Origin of the sequence: Trinickia sp., from assembly GCF_036503415.1 — a bacterium.
In the GTDB taxonomy this organism is placed as follows: domain Bacteria; phylum Pseudomonadota; class Gammaproteobacteria; order Burkholderiales; family Burkholderiaceae; genus Trinickia.
In genome coordinates this window covers 64,097-87,286 of sequence record NZ_DASXWY010000225.1, presented here as the reverse complement: position 1 = coordinate 87,286, position 23,190 = coordinate 64,097, and the positions used below count along the sequence as shown (strand labels likewise).

Here is a 23,190-nt window from a genome sequence, read left to right as displayed (position 1 = left end):
GGGGCTCGGCGCACGTCGTGCGACGATGAAGCGAGCGTCGAAGGCGGTGTCTAAGCGCTCGCCGGCATGCGTGCGGCGCCATCGGCTTGCGCCGTGTGCAGGAACTCCGCGACCGTGGCGTTGAACTGCGCCGCGTCAAGCACGGGCGCGGCGTGCATGCCGTTCGGCAGCACGACGAGCCGGGCGCTTGCGATGCGTGCCGCGATACCTTCGGCCACGATCCGGTAGAACGGTCTCGTCAGCGCGCCGTGGGCAATCGCGATCGGCATCGTCAGCGAGCCCAACGCGGACGCATCGATGCCCGGCAACGGTTTCGTGCCGAACAGCAGTGCAACCGTGCGCGCGTTGTCGAGAAAACAGCGGCGCATGTCGGAGGGCAAGGTGTCGAAGAGCCCGGGCCGGCCGTGGGCATGATCGAATATTTGTCGAACCGCATCGGCCGTGTCGCCTCGCGCGAGCGCGGCGAGCGCCGGTCCGACCATCTCGCCCCTGTCTTTGGCGGCGGTCTCCTGCGCGACGCGATCGCTGAGCCATACCAGATTGGCTGGCTCGTACGCGAACAGCGAGCGGACGCACTCGGGGTGACGCGCGGCGAGCTCGAGCGAGAGCGAGGCGCCGTACGACCAGCCGACGACGTCGACGGGACCCGCCCCGAGCGCTCGAATGAGCGCGGCGAGATCCTCGACGTGCGTATCGAGCGAAAACCGCTCGCCGGAGTCGGGCCACGGCGCGAGACCGAAGTAGCGCTGTGTCACCCCGATGTAGCGGTGCGATCGCGCAAAGGCGGCGTGCTGGTTGCGCCAGACGCGCTCGTCCGAGACGTAGCCATGAACGAAGACGATGGGCGAGCCGTGCCCTTCGTCGACATAGTGCAACGGTGTGCCGTCCAAATCGATTTGCCGGACCTTCGTGCTCATCCCCATCCTCCTCAACGGCCTTGCATGGCGCGATCGATCTCGGCGCGCAGGGTGGCCTGGAAGGCGGCGACGTGCCGGACATCGAGCATCGTGTGATGCTCGCCGCCAACCTCGATATAGCGGTTCGTCCCGCGCGTGAACGCGTCCCAGCGCTTGAGCTCCTGCTCGAGATAGTCGGCTTTCGTGCCCCAGAGCGGGTCGGCGTAAAAGATGCTGACCGCTTCGACGGTGCCGGACGGCCGGTGCGCATGACCGATGTCGGACAGCCCCAGCGCGAGTGCCGACCAGGCCTTGAAGTGCGGCAGATCGAGCCCGAGTTCCATGAGCCGCGACTTCGGTGCCAGTGCATAGATGGACTCGCAGGGGTCTTCGTTCGGGCCGAGCGTCGCGCGCAGCGAATCGGGTAGCCGCTCCATCTGCTTGCGATCGATGAGCGAGAGGAAGAATGCGAGCATGACCGCGCTCTCCACCGCATCGACCTTGCCGCGAGGATGTTTGATGAGCGGCGGTGCATCGATGCTGCCGATGAACGCAACGCGCTCGCCGAGCGCTTCCAGCCGCTGGGCGACGGGCAGTACGACGGCGCCGCCGTATGAGTAGCCGGCGATCGCATAGGGGCCGTGCGGCTGGCGCCGGCGGATCGCGGCAACGTAGGTCTCGACGAGTTCGTCGAGCGAGCGAAACGGCGTCTCTCCCTCGTTGAAGCCGCGCGCGCGAAGCGCATAGAACGGGCGGTCGTTGACGAAGTAGTTCGCCAGGTTCACGAAAACGAGCACTTCGCCGACACCGGGGTGAATGCAAAAGAGCGGCGTTTTGCTACCCGTTGTCTGCAGCGGCACGATCGGATCGTATTCGTGGGTTCGGCGACGGGTCGGCTCGAGGTGCGAGGCCAGCGCGCGCACGCTCGGATTCTGCAAGATCGTCACGAGCGAAACCGGTTCGGTGCGCTCGAGCATGACATGAAGCCGCTGCTGCAGCGTGAGAATGTCGAGCGAGGTTCCGCCGAGGTCGAAGAAGCTCGCGGTGGCGCTGATGGCGTCCAAGGGGAGGCCGAACATATCCGCGAAAACGCCGGCAATGGCGGTTTCGATCGGGCCGTCAGGCGGTACGTGCTCGCCCGTCTGGCGCCGCGCGATCTCACCCGCGGCGGCGAGCTCGGCAGCATATTCGCCGGCTTCGAGACGCTTTCTCATCGTCGCGCGCTGGATTTTTCCGAGGCTCGTCTTCGGAAAGGCTGTCTTCGGCAGCGGCAGGATCAACGATGGCCGAAAGCCCCACAGCAGGATCGTCGTATTGCGCACGGCGACACTGAGCTGATGGCGGCGCGCTTCGTCGGCTGGATCGATCGTCGTGGCGTAGGCGATGACGAGCGATTCGGTGTCGGCTCCCTTCGGGCGCGTCGGAAACGCGGCGACGAACGAACGTTCGATGCCGTCGAGCTGATCGATCGCCGTCTCCAGTTCGTGACTGAAGTAGTTCGCGCCGCTCACGATGATGCTGTCCTTGCTGCGTCCCACGAGGCTCAGCTTGCCGTCCTCGATTCTTCCGAGATCGCCCGTGCGAAACCATCCGTCATCGGTGAATGCCGCACGCGTCGCTTCCTCGTTGCGGTAGTAGCGCTGGAATACCATGGGGCCGCGCAGTTGCAGCTCGCCGAGCTCACCGTTGGGCAGCACGTTGGCCTCGTCGTCGGCGATGCGCATTTCGAGTCCGATCACGGGCGTGCCGAGCGCGGCGAACTCGCGTGCCACATCGTCCTCGGGAAAGACGCGCGAGTAGATCGATCCCGCGCAGGTCTCGCTCATACCGAACGCAGGCCAAAGCGCACGCTGAGTGAGGCCGTAGGGCGCGAGCAGTTCGAGAAACCGCCGGCCGGTTTCCACGACGACCGCCTCGCCCCCCGAAACGATGTGCCGGAGGCACGACAGATCGAACGCGCGATCGGGCACGCGTTGCCTGATTGCCGCGTTGATCTGGCCGAACAGGAAGTTGGGCGCGAACGTCATCGACACCCGGTGCCGATCGATGAGGCGCAAAAACGAGAGGGGATCGGCGAGAATCGCGGCCGAATCGACGTGGACTTGCCGGGCGCCCGCGTAAAGCGGCAGCAGGTGCGCCTCCAGCAACGCGGCCACATGATCGAAGGAAATCCAGTTGAGCGCGACGTCCGACGCGTCCAGGCGCTGCCGTTCGTTCTTGCCGGCCATCGAGGCAAGCAGATTCGCGTGCGTGAGGACGACAGCCTTCGAGTTGCCCGTGGAACCCGAGGTCAGCACGAAGACGGCGGGATCTTCGGGCGACGCCTCATAGACCGGCGCCGCGTGGGTCCCCTGCGGTGCATCGCGTAGCGAGCGCAGCGAGGCGGTCGGTGTGCCGCGGGCAAGCGTGGACTCGAGCGCCTGTGTCGTCACGACGAGCGGATCGTCGAGCAGCGCGCGCAAGTGCGCGATCGTTTTGTCCCAGCGAGGCGGGTCGTTGCGGATCGGCGCGACGGGACAAGGCACGCAGCCCGCCAGCACACAACCCCAGAATGCCGGGATGAAATCGCGCGCGAGTTCCAGCAGCAACACCACCTTGTCGCCGGGCCGCCGTCCGAGAAGCCGCAGTGCCGACGCGATCCGGCGCGCTTCGTCGAGCAGCGCCGGGTAGGTCATGAACGCGCCTTCGTCGTCGGCGCCGGACAGAAACGAAAGACCCGAATCGGGATGCAGGTAGGCAGCGCGCCAAAGCAGATCGGCAGCGCTCATCGATTGCATGCGGTGTGGGCGAGACGGTGGCGCGACCGGTTGCTCGACGACGGTGGTCAGCATGATAGTTCCTCGGGATGGCTTGAGTGGGTGTGCTGGGACGACGCAAAAATCGCTGTGTAAAAACTCGCGTGTCAAATTAAGGACTACTAATTAAATAGATGCTACGTGGAAGGACGAAACAACGGGCGGCGCGCGGGCACCGCGCCGCGGTGCTCAGCCCGCGAGCGCAGCCGGCGGTTCGACGGGTGTATAGAGCCTGCGGCGTGCTCGGACGTCGTTTGCGAGACGGCCGAGCAGCGATGCCGTGTCGTCCCAGCCGATGCATGCGTCGGTAATGCTTTGTCCGTACATCAACTGCGCGAGCGGGCCGATCGGTTGGTTACCGGCTACGAGGTTCGATTCGATCATGATGCCGGCCACGTGCGTATCGCCGAGCGAGATTCGCGAGCCGAGCGAGTCGCAGACTGCGAGCTGGTTTCGATGCTGCTTGCCGCTGTTGCCGTGGCTCGCATCTACGACGACACGAGCGGGCAACCCATGCGCTGCGAGCTGTTCGCACGCTGAGGCTACGCCATGCGCGTCATAATTCGGCACACGGCCGCCGCGCAGGACGAGGTGCCCATGGACGTTGCCCTGCGTCGCGCGTCTGACATAAGCGCCCTCGGCCGTTACCGCCACGAAGCGATGCGGTTGCCGGGAGGCCCGGATGGCGTCGATGGCCGGCTTCACGTCGCCGTTCGTGGCGTTCTTGAAGCCGATGGGGCAGGGCAGCCCCGAGGCCATCTCGCGATGCACCTGGGACTCGGTCGTGCGTGCGCCGACAGCCCCCCAACTGACGAGATCGCTGATGTACTGGTAACCGACCGTATCGAGGAACTCCGTGGCCACGGAAACATGTAGCGAGCAAATCTCGAGCAAAAGCTGCCGGGCGCGTCTCAAGCCTCCGTCGACGTCGTATGTCTCGTCAAGGTCCGGATCGTTGATGAAGCCTTTCCAGCCAAGGCAGGTTCTTGGTTTTTCGAAGTACACGCGCATTGCGATATGAAGGTCGTCGCTCAGTTCCGCTCGAATGCGTGCGAGTCGATTGGCGTACTGAATCGCGGCATCCGTGTCGTGAATCGAGCAAGGTCCGACGATAATCAGTAGTTTGTCAGATGCGCCGCTCAATATCTCCGAGATTTCCGTGCGCGATCGTTCGATAAAGCGCTGCGTTTCGCTCGGTGGTGGAAAGTGGTGAATCAAATATGCGGGACTAAATAGATTGGTATCGCAAACGTGCGAAGTCTGTTGTCGCGTCAGCATGCTTGTGCTCCGATGAAACTGCGGATACGAGCTCGTGTGGCGGCGAGCTCGGTGAGGTATCCGTCGTCATACCGCTGCAGAACCGGGGAAAACGTCACCACGGTGGATTGATTGTGCGGCTGAAAATGCGTGACGCGCAGTATATGCGGATTAAGATCTGGGCGACAAGTATTTTTAAATCGATGAGATGGTAAAGCAAATAGCGAAAATGCTGTAGTTACATAAAAGTGAGGAAATTTGGGATTTGATTTGAGGTGGATTATGGGTGAGTTTCAGATATTCGTATTGAAAGGAGTAGGTCGTGGGTCGATTGGATTTTCGGATTTACGAATGTTCGCGGCATGACCCGTCAAATGCATGAGCGACGTCACGGCGTCGCTACCGCGATCGCTTGCGTGCCTCGGAGCACGCAAGCGGGCCGCCGGGGCGCTATCGTGCCGCGCCGTTCAAGCTCGAAAATGAAGCGCCGCGCTCGACCAGTTCGACGATGAGCGGCGAGGGCTGCCAAAAGAACGCATCCTCCTCCTCGTAACGGCGCAGATCCGCCAGCACGTGCGCAAGACCGATCGTGTCCGCATACATCATCGGTCCACCGCGGTGGCGCGGAAAACCATAGCCGTGCACGAGCGCGACATCGACGTCGAGCGGCCGCAACGCGATGCCTTCGCGCACGATATTCGCCGCTTCGTTGATGACCGCGGTCATGAGGCGCCGCACGATTTCCTCGTCGTCGAAATGGCGTGGGACGATCCCATGGCGCTGCCGCTCGGCGTCGATGATCGCTTCGACTTCCGGATCGGGGCTGCCCGTGCGCGCGCCCGGTTCGTAGCGATAAAAACCGCGGCCCGTCTTCTGTCCGAACCATCCGCGCTCGCAGAGCCGGTCGGCGATCTCGACATAGCGCATGCGCGCGTCGCGCGTCGGGGCGCGGCGTTTGCGCGCGGCCCAGCCGATGTCGCCGCCTGCCAGATCGACGACCTGGTACGGCCCCATCGGATAGCCGAACTCGCGCATCGCGCGATCGATCTGGTAGGGGGACGCGCCATCTTCCATCAGGTAATCGGCCGCCGTCCGGTAGACCGCGAGCAGGCGGTTGCCGATGAAGCCGTCGCACACACCGGCGCGCACCGGTGTTTTGCCGAGCCGCCGGGCGAACTCGAAGGCGGTCGAAACGACATCGGTCGCCACGCGCGCCGGCACGACGATCTCGAGCAACTTCATCACATGGGCGGGCGAAAAGAAATGCAGACCGATGACGTCCGCGGGCCGCGAGGTGACGGCCGCGATTTCGTCGATATCCAGATACGAGGTGTTGGTGGCAAGTACTGCCTGCGGCCGGGCAACGCGGTCCAGTTCGGCGAAGACGGTCTTCTTCACGGCCATGTCTTCGAACACGGCTTCGACGATCAGATCCACCGTGGAAAGCGCCGCGTAGTCCGTGCTGCCGGTAAAGCGGGCGAGTGCCTGCTCTTTGCCGGCGCGCGAGAGCCTGCCCTTCGCGACGAGGCCGTCGTAGACGCGCTCGACATAAGCGCGCCCGCGAGCGAGTGCCTCGTCGTCACGTTCGATCATGACGACGGGGAGGCCGGCTTCGAGGATCGCAACGGCGATGCCGGCACCCATCGTGCCGCCGCCCACGACACCGGTCGAGGCGATCGGGCGTGGCGAGGCCGCCTTCGTCTCCGGGGCTTTCGCGGCTTCGCGCTCGGCGAAGAACGCATGGACGAGCCCTGCGCGCTGCGGGCTGTCGAGACACTCGAGAAACGCGCGGCGTTCGTATGCGAGGCCTTCGTCAAAAGGCAGTTCGAGCGCGGCTTGCACGGCGTCGACGATCTTGCCGGGCGAAAAAAGGCCGCGCGAGCGCGTCGCGGTATGCCGACGCGCCTCATCGATCGCCGTGCGCGCCGCAGCCGGATCGGCTTCGAACGCGCGAGCGTCGCGGGTTCGCCGCGGCGGTGCGTGGCGCGCGACGAGCTCGCGCGCGTAGGCGAGCCCCGCCTCGAGCACGTCCTCACCCTTGCCGAGTTGGTTGACGAGCCCCAGTGCAAGCGCTTCCTCGGCATTCGCATGGCGGCCCGACAGCATCAGATCGAGCGCGGCGGCCACGCCGATCAGGCGCGGCGTGCGTTGCGTGCCGCCTGCGCCGGGCATGAGTCCGAGCTTCACCTCGGGCAGGCCGAGCTTGGCTGAGGCGAGGGCGACCCGATAATGTGCCGCCAGCGCGATTTCGAGCCCACCGCCGAGCGTCGCGCCGTGAAGCGCGGCGACGACCGGTTTCGACGCGGCTTCGATGCGCTCGCACACATCGGGCAGTGCCGGTGGCTGCGGTGGCTTGCCGAACTCGCGGATGTCGGCCCCCGCGATGAAATTCCTGCCTGCACCGACGATCAGCACGGCCGCGACGGCGGGATCTCGCTCGGCGGCATCGAGCGAATCGACGAGCCCGCGCCGAACGTCGGCGCTGAGTGCATTGACCGGGGGGTGATCGATGGTGACGACGAGGATGTTGCCGGACAGCGACCAGGTGACGGCGCGGAGGGTGTTCGATGGGCTCATGGATGCGTGAGGTGGATGGTCAGATGGCGATTGTATGCCCATCTTTTACCCCGATCTCACGCTCGATCGGCGCTGCCCCATGCTCGCGCCGCCCGCGCGAATTCATCGTACGAGACGAAGGACGCAGTGCGGGCCGGCTCAACAGCCTGCTAGGAGGCCGATGCGGCGGCAACCGAGCCCGAATTCGGCGATTCGGCGAGCCGCCCCGCGCCGTGCGCCCCGGATGCCGGACCGACGAGCGGAGCGAGCGCCGGGCCGAGCGATTTGAGCAGTTGGACGGCCATCGCGCTCGTGTAGGAATAGCGTGCGGCGTACGGCTCGTGCGCGAAGGCGGTCAGCGTGCCGAAGAACCGGTTGTCGATGACGAAAACGAACGTGGCGGTCCGATTGACCTTGCGCGATTCGATGAGCCGCGCGCCGGGCGCATAGACCTCGAAGCGCTGATCGCCGGTACCGGTCTTGCCATAGACGTCGAGCGTGCGTCCGTCGGGCAACGGCAGGCCGGCCGCGAGCCGGGCGCCGGTGCCGCCTCGCACGACATCGCGCAGCAGCCCATGCACGACATCGGTGATCTCGGGCGAGACGGTCGCGTCTTTCGCGGCCGGCACGTGCTCGAATTCGGTTTCGTAGGGTGTACCCGCCGCGAACTTGAGCGAACCGATACTGTGTGGCGGCAGCATCCGTCCGTCGTTGGCCACGATGCCGATCAACTGCGCCAGCGCATCAGGCCGGTCGCCCGACGCGCCGACGGCTGCCGCATAGGACGGCGTGACCGTTTCGAACGGATAGCCGAGCGCGCGCCAGGCCTTCGTAATGCGCGCATAGGCTTCCAACTCCACCATGTGCCGGATGCGGCGGTCCTGAGCCCCGCGATGACGCGTTTTGAAAAGCCATGCGTACGAAGTGAGCCGCACGTCCTGGCTCGCGCTGCGCAATTCGCGCTCGGACGCGTTGGGGTGGGCGCGCAGATAGCCGAGCATCCAGAGTTCGACCGGATGCACGCGCGCGATGTAGCCGCGATCGTTGAGGTTGAACTTGTCCGGACCATATTTGGCATAGAGGCTTGCCAGATCGTCGTCGGAGATATGTGCGTTCACCGTGCCCTTGAGCGCGGTGCGCATGCGCGCGTCGAACCAGGGCAGCGGCGCTTGCGGCGCGACGCTGCGCAGCGCCGTGGCCACCTTGGGCGGCGCTTTGCTGCGCAGGCCGGCAACGAGCGTATCGAGTGCCTCGTCGGGCGTCTTCCCTTGGTATTTGGTGTAGAAGCGATGCAGGTAGACGAGGCTCTCCTGATCGGCGAAACGCGTCAAGTAGGTCTGACGCAACTGCGGATCGTCGAGCCAGCGCTGCGATGGGCCGGCAGCCTCGACCATTTCGTAGCGGACGATATCGCGCATCAAGCGCACGAAGACGAGGTTGACCGAATGCTGGAACGCATCGTGGACGGTCAGGATGCGCCCGTTGTCCGATTTGTCGAAGTTCGTGAAGGCTTGCATGCCGCCGCCCGTCGCGAAGAGCTCGCCGGAGCTAGCCGAGTATTTGCGGTCCACAGCGGCTTGCAACATCGACGACAGCGAGCGGTCGGTCGTGTGCGAGAGGTAATCGACGGCCCAGCGCGAGAGTGCGTCGGACGGATCGGGCTGAACGCGTTTGAGCTCGGCGTTCGAAAGAGCACCATAGCGCTGGTGCAGCGTCTCGACGATCTGCAGGTAAGTGATGATCGTGCGCAGTTTCGCCGTCGAGCCCAGGTTCAACCGAGCGCCGTGGTTGATGTCGAACGGCTGATTCACGCTGTCGGTCTGCACGCGCAGCAGGTTTTCTCCGCCGCGCCGCTCGAAAAGCGTGAAGCTGAACGCGATCTTCGACGGGTCGTCGCCCGGGCGCAGCATTTCGAAGCCGTACAAGCCGGCCGCCTTGGCGCCGTCCACGGTGCTCGCGCGCGCCAGCCGGTCGCTGACCTCGGCTTGCACGTGCTTGTCGAGCGTCGATTGGGCCGTCAGGTCGAGGCGGTTGAGATCGTACACATTCGATACGCCCAGCATCCCCATCAGTTGCGCACGTAAAAGCGTGACGGCCTTGCGCGCGACATAGGACGTGGCGGGTTGCGGCGGCGCGGCGCGGTGCAGCTCGAGCCGTTCGGCCAGCGCCGCATCGCGCAGCGAACTCGAGATGACGCCGTTGGCGGCCAGCACGCGCACGTAGCTGTCGGTCAGATGATCGAGCGCGACGGGATTGCGCACGAGAAAGTACGAGGGCGCGCGCTGCGCGATGAGCAACGAGAGCGCCTGCTTGAATGCGAGCGCTTCGTCGGAGAGCGTCTGGCCCGTCGCTTCGTTGTTGCTGTTGCGCATGCTGGCTTGCGTGAGCAGACGGTTGACCTCGTCGAAATCGCGGCCATACCAGGCGGCCAGGCCATCGCCGAGTCCTTCGACTTCGCCGGTGCCCGGCTGTGCCGCGAGCGGCACGGTGTTGAGGTAGTGGACGACGATCGAGCGGCGCGCAGGCATCGTTTTTTCGCCGCCCATATAGGCGCGCACCGATGCCGACGCGATCTGACGCAGCTTCTCGGGCGGCGTGGCGGTGCGCCCACCCGGCGAATGGCGAAACTTTTCGGTTTGCGTGGCAAGCGTGCTGCCGCCCGGCGTTGCCTGATGCCGGTTCAGGAGACGCAGCGCCTGATCGCTCAACGCGCGCGAGAAACGGCCCCAATCGATGGCCGGATTGCGATACGGCTGGCTCGCATCGAGCAGATAGCGATCCTCGATGAACGTCAGCGCGCTCACGATGAGCGGCGGGATCGATTCGAAGTTTCCGTAGACGAGGGCGGGATAGCGGGCGCTGAAGAGCGGCTCGCCTTGCGTATCGAACAACTGCAGGCCGCCTTGATCTTTCTCGCGGTAAGGCAGAAAGAGGCCGCGGTCCGCAATCGACGTCATCGTCGACGAATCGCGGGCCTGCCGCGTGACCTGGTAGCCGCGCGCAACGAGACGCTTTTCGAAATCGGGCAGTTGGGCATAACCGAGCCGGACGTCGTAGGGGCCGCCGTGCGTAGGAAAGCGGATGCTGTTGCTGGGCCCCGGGCCGACGCCGAACGAGACATCGCGGTCGAGCCGCGCGAGATAGCGCGCCTGAAGGCGCGAGCTTTGCATCTCGGCAGAGACAAAATACGCGAGTACCCCGAGCATGGCGGCGATGACGAGACCGAGAAGCCACTTTAACCGTGCGCCTACGGACATCGTGGCGATGGCGCGCAGCGGCATACGGGCGAGCGGGCGGTTCATTATTGGCTCCTCAGGTGCCACGCAAACGTGTTTCAAGCGCAGTCACGGGTACTAGTGTAATCATGCGTCAACGTCTGCGCACCAGGTGTGGTGTTTCGCACTGATTTCCACTTGGTGGCCGTGAGGCGCACCATTCGTCGGACCTGCGCCAGTATTACGGCACAACTTCAGCAAGGGTTGAGCCCGCATTTTTACGGGGTTGCGCATCCGTTGTCGGCTCGCAACGGAAACGTCGCGGATCGCTCGCCGATCGCTTCGCGGCGCGGGGCGGCAGGCCATCCCGAAGACTCATTCAAATTTTCGAGACATGAAGGTGAAACCTTCCCGACGGCGAGGCCGAACCGGTTTCATCGCTTAATTGGTGGGGGAAGCCCTCGTTCGAGCGAGATCAGACCGAACGGTCTGATCTCATCCATTTACGAACTGTGGAGTAGCATACGGCCCTCAGTTGGACGCGCTGAGTTTTGCGCAGCGCGTGCCATCGGGAAATCCATGCAACGCTGAATAAAAAAGCCTTTGGCGCGTACCTCGTTCGAGAGCCGCTCGTCGGTCCACGCCGTGAGCGGAGGGGGCGCGCCGGGATGGCGATATGCCGGCCGCCCGCGTGGCGCCCGCGCGATATCGCGCATACCGTTGCGCGCTCGGCGCGCAATGACGAGGAGGCAATGATGACGAGCTGGGCCGAACAGTTGTTGAACGACCTCGACGATGCGCATTCCGGTGACGAGGTCTTCCGCAAGATCGAAACCGCCGCGAAAAGTCTGGGCTTCGAGTATTGCGCCTACGGGCTGCGTGCGCCGTGGCCGCTGTCGAAGCCGAAAACGCGTCTCGTCAACAACTATCCCGCGTGGTGGCAAAAGCGCTATGACGAGGCGCGTTACATCGAAATCGATCCAACCGTACTTCATGCCCGCCGCTCGGCGTTGCCTGTGATCTGGAGCGACGCGCTCTTCGCCACGGCGCCTCAGCTATGGCAGGAAGCGCGTGCAGCGGGTTTGCGCGTAGGGTGGGCCAAGGCCGCGTTCGATAGTTGCGGCGTGGGCGGCATGCTGACGCTCGCGCGCTCCGGCGAGCCGATCACCGCGAACGAACTCGCGGAAAAGGAAACGCGCATGCGCTGGCTCGTGAACGCGGCGCATTTCGCTCTCAAGCGCGTACTCATGCCGGCGCTGATGGACGACCCTGAACGCGGTCTGACGGAGCGTGAAATCGAAGTGCTGAAGTGGGCGGCCGACGGCAAGACATCGGGCGAGATTTCGAAGATCCTCGTCATCTCGGTCGATACCGTCAACTTCCACGTCAAGAATGCGGTCACGAAGCTCAAGAGCGCCAACAAGACCGCGGCCGTGGTGCGGGCCGCGATGCTTGGATTGCTTCACTGACGCGCGGAACCGTTTGAGCGAGATGGCCGGTACGGGAAATTCATCGGACTGGGACTCGATCGTGCGCCGGGCGGGCGGCGCGTCGTGCTATGCGACGGCGCGGGCACGCAGCGTCTTTGCTTCGCCCGCGAACGCGATGCGGCCTTGCTCGAGCAGATACGCGTATCTGGCCGCGCGCAGCACTTTGTGGGCATTGTCGCGTTTTTCGGCCATCAGCACGCTGATACCCTGGCGGTTCAACTGCTCGACGAGCTCGAGAATATCGTCGACGATTTCGGGCGGCAATCCCGCGATCGGTTCGTCGACCAGCAGCAGTGTCGGGCGCAACATCAGCGCGCGGGCAATGCCGAGCAGTTGCTGCTCGCCGCTCGAAAGCGAGCTCACGCGGTGCGTCTCGAGTGCCTTGAGGCGAGGAAAGCGCGCAAACAGCTGCGTAGCATCGGCTTCGACGCGCGGGCGGTCCGGCTCGCGCCAGACACCGGCCAGCAGGTTGTCGCGCACCGACAGATTGCGGCAGAGCAGCCGGTTGTGCGGAACATAGGCAATGCCGCGCGCGACGATTTCATTGGCCCGCTTGCGCCGGATCTCCTCGCCCGCGAAGCGGATCGAACCGCTCTTGCCGCGCAGCAAGCCGGCGACCGTCATCAGCAGCGTGGTCTTGCCGGCGCCGGCCGGTCCGAGCACGCAGGCGGTGGTGCCGGGCGCGACGCTCAACGAGACGTCGTCGAGCACGTCGAGCTTGCCGTGGCCGGCGGTCAGTGCTTCGATATGCAGCAGCGGCGGGCAGGTCAATCGTTCTCTCCAGGTGAGCGCGCAGCATCCGAGAATGGGCAGCGTGCGTGCGACGCCGACGATTTGACCCGCGGTGCCCCGCCGGGGCAACTACTAGAAATTGGGGCATGTGTTCCGCACGCGCGCCGATACGTAAATTTCACGCATGAACAGTCTGCCAACAGAGCGCCGCCGCGCTTATGAAATATCGGCGATCGATGTGCCGGCCGCGAGCCGGGCCGGGGTGGAGGTGCGGCTCGTCGAGATCGATCTGTCGGCGCCGCTGGACGCACCGCAATTGTCGGTGCTCGACGACGCCGAGCGTGCGCGCGCAGCCCGATTCCTGCGCCGGGAGGACGCGATGCGCCATGCCGCCGCCCGTGCCGCGTTGCGTGAGACCGTTGCGGCAAGACTGGGGTTGCCCGCGGGCGACCTGCGCTTTTTGCGCGACGATGCCGGCCGGCCGCGGCTGGCCGGTATTTTCGACGGATGGCGTACGGACGGCCTGCTCGATTTCAACGTGTCGCATTCCGGTGCCTATGCGCTGATCGCGCTATCGAGCACGCGGCGCGTGGGCATCGATATCGAGGCACGACGCGAACGGTTCGATTGGCGCGCCGTGGCGAAAAGCGTCCTCGCTCCACGCGAAATCGCGCATCTCGAATCGTTGGCCGAGGGTTTGCAGCGGGACGCGTTTTACGACGCGTGGACCGCCAAGGAGGCGCTCGTGAAAGCACTCGGGGCCGGGATTTCGCTGGCGGGCGGCATCGCCGGATTCGAGGTGCTCGGCGGCGAACGCGGGACCGGCCACGCTCCGCGCGTGCACGCCGTCGGTCCGCAGATGTCCGATGACAGCGGCGTGGCCGGCTACGAGGCGTTATGGTGCCCCGCGCCCGCCGGCTACGCCGCGTGCGTGGCGTGGTCGCGCGCGGCGCGAGTGCCCGCGCACGGGTGAGCGGCGCGCATTGCGTCAGCCGTTGCCGTTGCCCGATTCATCGGAGCCCGGTTCTTTGCGCACCGCGTCGGCAAAGCGTGCGAGCGCGGCAAGGGAGCCGCTGACGCTCACATACTCTTGCTGACCGATTCTTGCGTCGAGCGTCACGGCCATGCCGGACTCTCGAGCCAATTCGATGAGGTCCATCTGTCCCTGTCCTTGTGTCGCTTGCGTTTTGGTCATGGCTTCCGTCTGGTTGCGCTCGTCTGCCGGAGTGGTTTGCCGAATCACCGTATCGGCGAGCGTGTCGCACGGGCGGTCGGGGCTCGATCGGTCGCGCGCTTCTGCCGGAGGTGAAGCACAGCCCGTACCCGTCGCGAGAACGATTACGCTCGCGGCAAATGAGGCTCCGCGAAGGTGCGCGATGCCCCGAAGCGGCACATGCGACATGTGCGACGCGCGTTGCCACGGCACATCGAGGGGGCCAGCGGCAGCCGGATGGCCGCGGCGTCGGCCGATCGCCTCCACATACGGGCATTGCTAGCTGTATAGACAACATGGGCGCGGCGCGAGCGTGCATCGATTACCTGGTACTGAATCAGCCCTATTTTACGCGTTCAGCATGATTCCGCCGACAAGCGGCGAGTGCTGGACCTCGCGGCGCGGTTCGGCTGATGTTTCGCCATCCTGGAAATCCCTGACCGTAGGCATGTAAAAACGAGTTGTATATACAAGATCGTGAGGCTAGACTGCCACCTCATCGACAGACGAGACAGGATTTCCACACCATGATGCTTACGCCCGGCCAACTGAACCTCGCCCAGCTTCGCCGCATCGCCCGCGAGCCGGTCACGCTGAGGCTCGATCCGGCCAGCCATGCCGCCATCGATAGAGGGGCGCAGGCTGTTGCCGACATTGCGGCGGAAGGTGCACCCGCCTATGGCATCAATACCGGCTTCGGTCGTCTCGCCAGCACGCATATTCCTCACGACCAGCTCGAACTGCTGCAGCGCAATCTCGTGTTGTCGCACGCGGTCGGTATCGGCGAACCGATGTCGGCGCCCGTCGTGCGCCTGCTGATCGCGCTGAAGCTGTCGAGCCTGGGGCGCGGACACTCAGGCATCCGCCGGGAAGTCATGGATGCGCTCGTCGCGCTCTTCAATGCCGATGTCTTGCCGGTCATTCCGATCAAGGGCTCGGTGGGCGCTTCGGGCGATCTCGCTCCGCTCGCGCATCTATCGGCTGTTCTGCTCGGTATCGGGGAAGCGCATGTGCGCGGCGAGCGCATGAGCGCGGCCGCAGGTCTCGCGATGGCCGGGCTCGCTCCGCTCACGCTTCAAGCGAAAGAAGGGCTCGCGCTGCTCAACGGCACGCAAGCGTCCACGGCGCTGGCGCTCTATAACCTCTTCGCCATCGAGGATCTTTTTCGCACGGCACTCGTCTCGGGCGCGCTGTCGGTCGACGCGGCAGCCGGTTCCGTCAAGCCGTTCGACGCACGGATCCACGCGCTGCGCGGTCACCGCGGGCAGATCGACGCGGCGGCCGCTTATCGCGCGCTGCTCGACGGCTCCGGCATCAATCTCTCGCATCGCGATTGCGGCAAGGTGCAAGACCCTTACAGCCTGCGCTGCCAGCCGCAGGTCATGGGTGCGTGTCTCGATCAGATGCGCCATGCGGCCGAAGTACTGCTCATCGAAGCGAACGCCGTTTCCGATAACCCGCTCGTGTTTCCCGATACGCGCGAAGTCCTCTCGGGCGGCAATTTCCACGCCGAACCGGTCGCATTTGCCGCGGACAACCTGGCGCTCGCGGTCGCCGAAATCGGCGCACTCGCCGAGCGTCGCATCGCGCTGCTCATCGATGCGACGCTCTCGGGCCTGCCACCGTTTCTCGTCAAGGATGGCGGTGTGAACTCGGGTTTCATGATCGCGCACGTGAGCGCGGCCGCGCTGGCGTCGGAGAACAAGACGCTCGCGCATCCGGCGTCGGTCGATTCGCTGCCGACATCGGCGAATCAGGAGGATCACGTGTCGATGGCCACGTTCGCGGCTCGCAAGCTCGGCGATATCGCGGAGAACACGGCGAACATCCTTGCCATCGAACTGCTCGCGGCGGCCCAGGGTGTGGATCTTCGCGCGCCGAATCGCACGAGCGCCGCGCTCGAGCGCGTCATGGGCATCGTGCGTTCGGCAGTTCCGCATTACGAGCTCGATCGCTACTTCGCACCCGATATCGCGGCCATCGCGAAGCTCGTGCGCGACGGCGCGATTGCCGCGGCGAGCCCGTTGGCATTCGCGTCCGAAGCGCCTGCGGCCTGAGGCAGGGCGGCAATGCGCGACATCGAGGCGGCCCGCCAATGAACGCACCGGCTTATCAAGGCATCAAGGACTTCATCCTGACCCGCATTCATTCGGGCGAATGGGGCGAGGGCGATCAGGTGCCCTCCGAGAACGAGCTCGCGCGCGAGTTCAAGGTGGCCCGCATGACGGTCAACCGCGCTTTGCGCGAGCTGACAGCGGAGCAGGTGCTCACGCGTGTGCAGGGCGCGGGGACATTCGTTGCGCGGCCCAAATACGAATCGACGCTCGTGGCGATACGCAGCATCTCCGACGAAATCGCAGCGCGCGGCCACCGGCATTGTGCGAGCGTGCTTTCGCTCGGCGCGACCGTGGCCGATGCGGCACTGGCCGAAGAGATGCAATTGAACTCGGGCAGCCCGATCTTCCATTCGCGCGTCCTGCATTTCGAGAACGACGAGCCGGTGCAATTCGAAGAGCGCTGGGTCAACCCGGCTGCAGCCCCGGAATACGCGCTGCAGGACTTCACGCAAATCACCCCGAACCAGTATCTCGTGCGTGTCGCGCCGCTGTCGCGCGTCGAGTACCGCATCGAAGCCGCGCTGCCCGAGCCCGACACCTGCGCGCAGCTGACGATGGCCGACGGCGAGCCGTGTCTCGTGTTGCATCGGCGGACCTGGACGCGTGCACTCGTCGCGTCGATCGCGAATCTGTGGCATCCGGGCAGCCGCTACCGCTTCACCGGCCATTTCTGAAAACGCATCGAACCGAAAGGCAAAGAGGCCCTCATGAACGACCCGAAATCCGTCGATCCGCGCTACGACGCCTCGCGCACGGTGCGTGCGCCACGCGGACCGATCAAATCCTGCAAGAGCTGGCTCACTGAAGCCGCGTATCGGATGATCCAGAACAACCTCGATCCTGAAGTCGCCGAGCATCCGCATGCGCTCGTCGTCTACGGCGGGATCGGGCGCGCGGCGCGCGACTGGGCATGCTTCGACCGTATCCTCGCCACGCTCGAGACACTGAACGACGACGAAACGCTGCTGATCCAATCGGGCAAGCCCGTCGGCGTGTTCCGCACGCATGCCGATGCGCCGCGCGTGCTGCTCGCGAACTCGAATCTCGTGCCGCACTGGGCCACCTGGGACCACTTTCACGAGCTCGATCGAAAGGGGCTCATGATGTACGGGCAGATGACAGCCGGGAGTTGGATTTATATCGGCAGCCAGGGGATCGTGCAGGGCACTTACGAGACCTTTTACGCCGTGGCCAATCAGCATTTCAACGGCCAGGCGCAGGGGCGCTGGATCCTGACCGGCGGCCTCGGTGGAATGGGCGGCGCGCAACCGCTGGCCGCGACGATGGCCGGCTTCTCGATGATCGCCGTCGAATGCGACGAGACACGCATCGACATGCGTCTGAAGACGCGCTACCTCGATCGCAAGGCAACGACGCTCGACGAGGCGCTGGCGATGATCGAAGCGGCCAAGGCGAGCGGCAAGCCGGTTTCGGTCGGTCTGCTGGGCAATGCGGCCGATGTCTTCATCGAATGCGTTGCGCGCGGCATCACGCCCGATTGTGTAACCGATCAGACGAGCGCGCACGATCCCATCAACGGCTACCTGCCGCAAGGCTGGACGCTGCAAGCATGGCGCGAGCGTCGCAAGGTGGATCCTCAAAGCATCGTCGTGCCCGCGAAGCAATCGATGGCGAAGCAGGTTCAGGCGATGTTGACGCTGCAATCGCGGGGCGCGGCGACGCTCGATTACGGCAACAACATTCGTCAGATGGCTAAGGAGATGGGCGTCGAGAACGCGTTCGACTTCCCGGGTTTCGTGCCGGCCTACATCCGGCCGCTCTTTTGCGAAGGCAAAGGCCCGTTTCGCTGGGTCGCGCTCTCGGGCGACCCCGAAGACATCTACAAGACGGACGCCAAGGTGAAGGAGCTGATTCCCGACGATGCGCACCTGCACAATTGGCTCGACATGGCGCGCGAGCGCATCGCGTTCCAGGGGTTGCCGGCGCGTATCTGCTGGGCCGGCGTGAAAGACCGCTACCGGCTCGGCCTGGCGTTCAATGAAATGGTGGCGCGCGGGGAACTCAAGGCGCCGATCGTCATCGGCCGCGACCATCTCGACACGGGCTCCGTGGCGAGCCCGAACCGCGAGACCGAAGCGATGAAGGACGGATCCGACGCGGTGAGCGACTGGCCCCTGTTGAATGCGCTCCTCAATACCGCGGGCGGGGCCACCTGGGTTTCGCTGCATCATGGCGGCGGGGTGGGCATGGGTTTCAGCCAGCATGCGGGTGTCGTCATTGTCTGCGACGGTACGCAGGCGGCGGCACGGCGCATCGAACGCGTGCTGTTCAACGATCCGGCCACGGGTGTGATGCGTCACGCCGATGCGGGCTATGCGCTCGCCGAGCGCACCGCGCGCGAAGCCGGCTTGAATTTGCCGATGCTCGGACAATGACGATCGAACGATGAACGATCTGGTCTGGCAGCACCTGCATCTATGCCCGCACGGCGATCCGGACGAAACGATTGCCGATGCCGCGCTGGCGGTGCGCGACGGCAAGCTCGCGTGGGTCGGCGCGCGCGCCGATCTTCCGCGCGAGTTCGATGACTGGCCGCGCGAAGACATCGGCGGCGCCTGGGTGACACCGAGCCTTGTCGATTGCCACACGCATCTCGTCTATGCCGGGCATCGGGCCGACGAATTCGCGTTGCGTCTGGCCGGCGCCAGCTACGAGGAGATCGCCCGTCGCGGCGGCGGTATCGCCTCGACGGTGCGGGCCACGCGCGCGGCCGACGAAGCGGCGCTCGTCGCGGCGGCGGAGCCGCGACTCGCGGCCTTGATCGAAGACGGCGTGGGCGCCGTCGAGATCAAGTCCGGCTATGGTCTCGATCTGGCCAGCGAGCGAAAAATGCTGCGCGCCGCACGCGAGCTTGGACGGCGCTGTCCGGTCTCGGTCTATACGACGTTTCTTGGCGCGCACGCATTACCTGCGGAGTTCGCGGGCCGCGCCGATGCCTACATCGACGAAGTCTGCGAGCGGATGTTGCCCGCGCTCGCGGATGAAGGCCTCGTCGATGCGGTGGACGTCTTTTGCGAGCGCATCGGCTTCACGCTCGCGCAAAGCGAGCGCGTGCTCGAAGCGGCGGCGCGACGGGGCTTGCCGGTCAAGATGCACGCGGAGCAGTTGAGCGCCATGGGCGGCGCGGCGCTCGCCGCGCGCTACCGGGCGCTGTCGGCGGATCATCTCGAGCACCTCGATGAAGCCGGCGTGGCGGCGATGAAAGCGGCGGGCACGGTGGCCGTGCTGCTGCCGGGCGCCTATTACTTCATTCGCGAGACGCAGTTGCCGCCGATCGAGTTGCTGCGCCGCTATGAAGTGCCGATCGCCCTTGCCACCGACAGTAATCCGGGCACGTCGCCCGCGACATCGCTCGTCGCGATGCTGAACTTCGGATGTACGCTGTTCCGGCTCACCGTCAGTGAGGCGTTGCAAGGCGTGACGCGGCATGCGGCGCGCGCGCTCGGTCAAGACGCGCGGCATGGTTCGCTCGAAGCCGGACGCGCGGCCGACTTCGTCGCGTGGTCGGTCGATACGCTGCCCGAACTTGCCTACTGGATCGGGCGTCCGCTCGCCGCTCGGGTCGTGCGCAATGGCATCACGGTGCACCGCTGGCCGCGGCCGGCCGCGGCAAGGAGTACGACGTGACGCCCGCCACCCACCCTCCGCGCGCGCATTCGCTCTTTGCGCAATACGCCTATTTGCCCGACGGATGGCAGCGCGACGTGCTATTGCGATGGGACGGGCATGGCACGCTGACGAGCGTGGAGGCTGCTGCGCGCGCGCAAGTGGATACGCCGCGCGCGGCGGGTCCGATCATGCCGGGCATGCCGAATCTGCATTCCCACGCATTTCAGCGCGCGATGGCGGGCCTCGCGGAATATCGCGGCGAGGGGCGCGATACGTTCTGGAGTTGGCGCGATTCGATGTACCGCTTCGCCGCGCGCATGACGCCGGAGACGCTCGAAGCCGTTGCCGCCTGGCTCTACGTGGAGATGTTGAAAGCGGGTTACACGTCCGTCTGTGAATTCCACTACCTGCATCATGCGCCCGACGGGCACCGCTACGCGCACCCGGCTGAGCTCGCGGGGCGGGTGGTGGGTGCCGCGGCGGGCGTCGGGATCGGGATCACGATGCTGCCCGTGCTTTACGAATCGAGCGGATTCGGAGGGCGTGCTCCGCGTGCCGATCAACGGCGATTCATCAGCGATCCCGACGCATTGCTGGGCATGCTCGACAGCTTGCGAAGCGCGCATCCCGAAGACGGCACGCGTACGTACGGTGTCGCACCGCACTCGTTGCGCGCGGTATCGGAGCCCTCGCTGCTGGCGTTGACGCAAGGCATTCGCGCTCGTATGCCGAATGCCCCGATTCACATCCACATCGCGGAGCAAACGGGCGAAGTCGACGAATGCATCGCGGCGACCGGGGCGCGGCCCGTGGCCTGGTTGCTCGATCATGCCGATGTCGACGCGCGCTGGTGCCTCGTGCATGCGACGCATCTCGACGACGCCGAGACGCTCGCGCTCGCTCGCAGCAAGGCGGTGGTGGGGCTGTGCCCGACGACTGAAGCGAACCTCGGCGATGGGGTGTTCCCGGCGCGACGCTACCTCGATGCCCAGGGACGGTTCGGCATCGGCTCGGACAGCCAGATCGCGGTGGACTGGCGCGCCGAGTTGCGTCTGCTCGAATATGGACAGCGTCTTGCGCGGCGCGAGCGGAACGTGCTTGCGGCCGTCGAGGGCAAGCAACTGGGCGAGCAACTCGTGGACGCGGCGCTGGCGGGCGGAGCGCAGGCGACGGGTCGCCCGACGGGCGCGTTGCGGGCGGGAAGTCGTGCCGACTGGCTCGTGCTCGATCCGGACCATCCGAGCGTCGATGTGCGTCCCACCGCTTCGTGGCTTTCCGGTATCGTGTTTTGCGAACAAGGCGAGACGCCGATCCGCGATGTCTATGTGGCCGGCCGCTGCGTCGTGCGCGAGCGGCGGCATATCGACGAGGCGCGGGTCTATGCGGCGTATCGCATGGCGGTAGCGCAACTGATGCGGTGATCCGCGGGTTGCGTGACTACGCGAATCGAAGCAGGAGCAGGAGCTCAATATGACAACCCCACCCGAACCGCCGGTTTTGACGTTGCACGAGGGGACGCTACCGCTCCTCATATCGATGCCGCATGTCGGCACGGCGATTCCAGCTGCCGTCGCGGCCGGGATGACCGATGTCGCTCGCCACGTCGACGATTGCGACTGGCATCTCGAACGGCTGTATGCGTTCGCGCGTGGTTTGGGGGCATCCTTGATCGTGCCTGCCTATGCCCGTTATGTGATCGACCTGAACCGTCCGCCTGACGACGCGAGTCTCTACCCGGGGCAGGATACGACGGGTCTGGTGCCGATCGATACGTTCGAGAAGGCGCCGCTTTACCATCCCGGGGGCGAGCCGAATGCCAACGAGATCGAGCGTCGACGCGCGCAATACTGGCAGCCCTATCACGATGCGCTCGAGCGCGAACTGGCTCGGCTGAAGTCGTTACACGGCTCGGTGCTGCTGTGGGATGCGCATTCGATCCGTTCGCGCGTGCCGCGCTTTTTCGAAGGGCGGTTGCCCGATTTCAACTTCGGCACAGCCGGCGGCGCGAGCGCGGTCCACGGACTCGCCGAGGCGCTGACGCTGCATGTGACTCGGCACGGCAGCGGCTATACCGCAGTGGCCAACGGGCGCTTCAAGGGCGGATATATCACCCGCCGCTACGGTGCGCCCGATAACGGTGTCCATGCGGTGCAGCTCGAACTTTCGCAAATCACCTACATGCGCGAGGCGCGGCCTTACCCCTATGACGAGGCGCTCGCGGCGCGCGTCCAGCCGCTCGTCGAATCACTCGTGCACGAGGCGCTGAACCATGTGCGCGCGGCAAGCTGAACACACCATGCGCGCCGTTGAAGGCCGGACTGCTTCGTGCCGTCAGCGGCGTCGGCGCATCAACTGTCGCAGCGACAGCGCATGCAGCAGGATCGAACTCGGCACCACGAACGCGGGCGTCAACACGTCCGGATAAACGCCGGCACCGATGCTCGGCACGTTTGGCACGATCAGTTGGAGCGGGCCCGGGGAGGTGATCATCCCCATGGCGATGGCGATCGCAAAGTCCGCGAGGCCGATGATGTTCCAGACGATCGCGGCTTTTCGACCCTCCGCCGTGCCAGCCGCCAGGGCCATTGCAGCCGGCAAGGCGAGCACGCCGGTCAAGACGTCGCCGATTCCCGCGGGCAAGGCGAACGCGCCGGGCATCGCGCCGCGCAGCCATGCGGCGAGAGCAAAGCTGCCGAATACACGGTAAGACTGAAGTGCGACGAGCCACGTCGCAGGCATCGCATCGAGCACCTTTCCGATGCGCTTCGACGACAGCAACAGCGGCGCGCCGATCAGCACGGGCAGGAATATCGCCAACGGCAGCCACGGTACGGGAGAAGCGGGGTTGCCGTGAAAGCCGCCGCCGATCGCCGCGCTCCAGGCAACCGCGAACCAAAGCGTGTCGGGGATCATGACGGCCAGCCACGTCACGCGGCGCTGGGCTGGCGTCAGCTCGGTATGTTCGAGGCCGAGCCATAAGCCGAGTGCGATGAACGCATGGGCCGTCAGTTGATGGGCGGTGGTGGGAACGCCGCTCGTCGGGATGATCGGCAGCCGGTAGATCAGCACGATCCAAAGAGCGGTCAGCGGGACGGTCCAAAGCACGCTGCGCCAGGGCGAACGCGTCGGCGCGATGGCGGCGGAAAGCGGAGCGGAGGTCATCGGAAATTCTCCAAACGAAGGGGAGTTCAGATGTACCATCGCGTTCCGCGAGCGACTATCCATCGCAATGTTGACGCACTGTGAAGCAGGACTTCACAGTTTCCGCGCGGCCGGACGTGATCGGCTG

16 protein-coding genes are annotated in these 23,190 nt (G+C 65.3%); 8 read left to right on the top strand and 8 right to left on the bottom strand.

Going from position 1 to position 23,190, the window contains the following annotated elements:
- Positions 1–50 precede the first annotated feature (50 nt).
- From VGL01_RS25800 to VGL01_RS25780, 5 genes are all read right to left on the bottom strand, one after another.
- Positions 51–917 carry an alpha/beta hydrolase gene (locus VGL01_RS25800; protein WP_331574480.1) on the bottom strand — a complete coding sequence of 289 codons (867 nt, stop codon included), beginning with the start codon at positions 915–917 and terminating at the stop codon, positions 51–53.
- Positions 918–928: 11 nt separating this feature from the next.
- A complete protein-coding gene (locus VGL01_RS25795) occupies positions 929–3,727 on the bottom strand; it encodes an AMP-binding protein (RefSeq protein ID WP_414720357.1) in 2,799 nt (932 codons plus the stop codon).
- A gap of 153 nt (positions 3,728–3,880) precedes the next feature.
- Entirely contained in the window at positions 3,881–4,969 is a 1,089-nt protein-coding gene (locus tag VGL01_RS25790) for a 3-deoxy-7-phosphoheptulonate synthase (RefSeq protein WP_331574478.1), read from the bottom strand.
- A 429-nt stretch (positions 4,970–5,398) separates the two neighbouring features.
- Entirely contained in the window at positions 5,399–7,525 is a 2,127-nt protein-coding gene (locus VGL01_RS25785) for a 3-hydroxyacyl-CoA dehydrogenase NAD-binding domain-containing protein (RefSeq protein WP_331574476.1), read from the bottom strand.
- A 149-nt stretch (positions 7,526–7,674) separates the two neighbouring features.
- Complete coding sequence (locus tag VGL01_RS25780; protein WP_331574474.1) at positions 7,675–10,806, bottom strand: transglycosylase domain-containing protein; 3,132 nt, start codon at positions 10,804–10,806, stop codon at positions 7,675–7,677.
- A gap of 668 nt (positions 10,807–11,474) precedes the next feature.
- Here VGL01_RS25780 and VGL01_RS25775 point away from each other — a divergent pair.
- Complete coding sequence (locus VGL01_RS25775) at positions 11,475–12,188, top strand: autoinducer binding domain-containing protein (RefSeq protein WP_331574507.1); 714 nt, start codon at positions 11,475–11,477, stop codon at positions 12,186–12,188.
- 87 nt (positions 12,189–12,275) lie between these two features.
- On the opposite strand, the gene VGL01_RS25770 is transcribed toward VGL01_RS25775, so the two are convergent.
- Positions 12,276–12,980, bottom strand: coding sequence for an ABC transporter ATP-binding protein (locus VGL01_RS25770; protein ID WP_331574472.1), 705 nt, complete (start codon positions 12,978–12,980; stop codon positions 12,276–12,278).
- Positions 12,981–13,125: 145 nt separating this feature from the next.
- On the opposite strand from VGL01_RS25770, the gene VGL01_RS25765 reads away from it, so the two are divergent.
- A complete protein-coding gene (locus VGL01_RS25765; protein ID WP_331574470.1) occupies positions 13,126–13,914 on the top strand; it encodes a 4'-phosphopantetheinyl transferase family protein in 789 nt (262 codons plus the stop codon).
- A gap of 15 nt (positions 13,915–13,929) precedes the next feature.
- Here VGL01_RS25765 and VGL01_RS25760 read toward each other — a convergent pair whose 3' ends face one another.
- Positions 13,930–14,136: a hypothetical protein gene (locus VGL01_RS25760; protein WP_331574468.1), complete on the bottom strand. Its 207-nt coding sequence runs from the start codon at positions 14,134–14,136 to the stop codon at positions 13,930–13,932.
- A 545-nt stretch (positions 14,137–14,681) separates the two neighbouring features.
- Here VGL01_RS25760 and hutH point away from each other — a divergent pair.
- The 6 genes from hutH to hutG are packed head-to-tail and all read left to right on the top strand — an operon-like array spanning position 14,682 to position 22,190.
- On the top strand, positions 14,682–16,211 hold the full coding sequence (hutH, locus tag VGL01_RS25755; RefSeq protein ID WP_331574466.1) for a histidine ammonia-lyase: 1,530 nt from the start codon (positions 14,682–14,684) through the stop codon (positions 16,209–16,211).
- A 38-nt stretch (positions 16,212–16,249) separates the two neighbouring features.
- Complete coding sequence (gene hutC / locus VGL01_RS25750; protein ID WP_331574464.1) at positions 16,250–16,945, top strand: histidine utilization repressor; 696 nt, start codon at positions 16,250–16,252, stop codon at positions 16,943–16,945.
- 33 nt (positions 16,946–16,978) lie between these two features.
- Complete coding sequence (hutU, locus tag VGL01_RS25745) at positions 16,979–18,667, top strand: urocanate hydratase (RefSeq protein ID WP_331574462.1); 1,689 nt, start codon at positions 16,979–16,981, stop codon at positions 18,665–18,667.
- A 10-nt stretch (positions 18,668–18,677) separates the two neighbouring features.
- Positions 18,678–19,919 (top strand): imidazolonepropionase, encoded by a 1,242-nt coding sequence (gene hutI / locus VGL01_RS25740; RefSeq protein WP_331574460.1) that lies wholly within the window; start codon positions 18,678–18,680, stop codon positions 19,917–19,919.
- Positions 19,916–21,322, top strand: a complete 1,407-nt coding sequence (locus VGL01_RS25735) for a formimidoylglutamate deiminase (RefSeq protein ID WP_331574458.1) — start codon at positions 19,916–19,918, stop codon at positions 21,320–21,322. The genes hutI and VGL01_RS25735 overlap by 4 nt, the downstream gene beginning before the upstream one ends.
- A 49-nt stretch (positions 21,323–21,371) precedes the next feature.
- The gene (gene hutG, locus VGL01_RS25730; RefSeq protein ID WP_331574456.1) at positions 21,372–22,190 is read left to right on the top strand and encodes an N-formylglutamate deformylase; all 819 of its coding nucleotides are present in this window, start codon (positions 21,372–21,374) and stop codon (positions 22,188–22,190) included.
- A gap of 42 nt (positions 22,191–22,232) precedes the next feature.
- Here hutG and VGL01_RS25725 read toward each other — a convergent pair whose 3' ends face one another.
- Positions 22,233–23,063 (bottom strand): MFS transporter, encoded by an 831-nt coding sequence (locus tag VGL01_RS25725; RefSeq protein WP_331574454.1) that lies wholly within the window; start codon positions 23,061–23,063, stop codon positions 22,233–22,235.
- Positions 23,064–23,190: the final 127 nt, after the last annotated feature.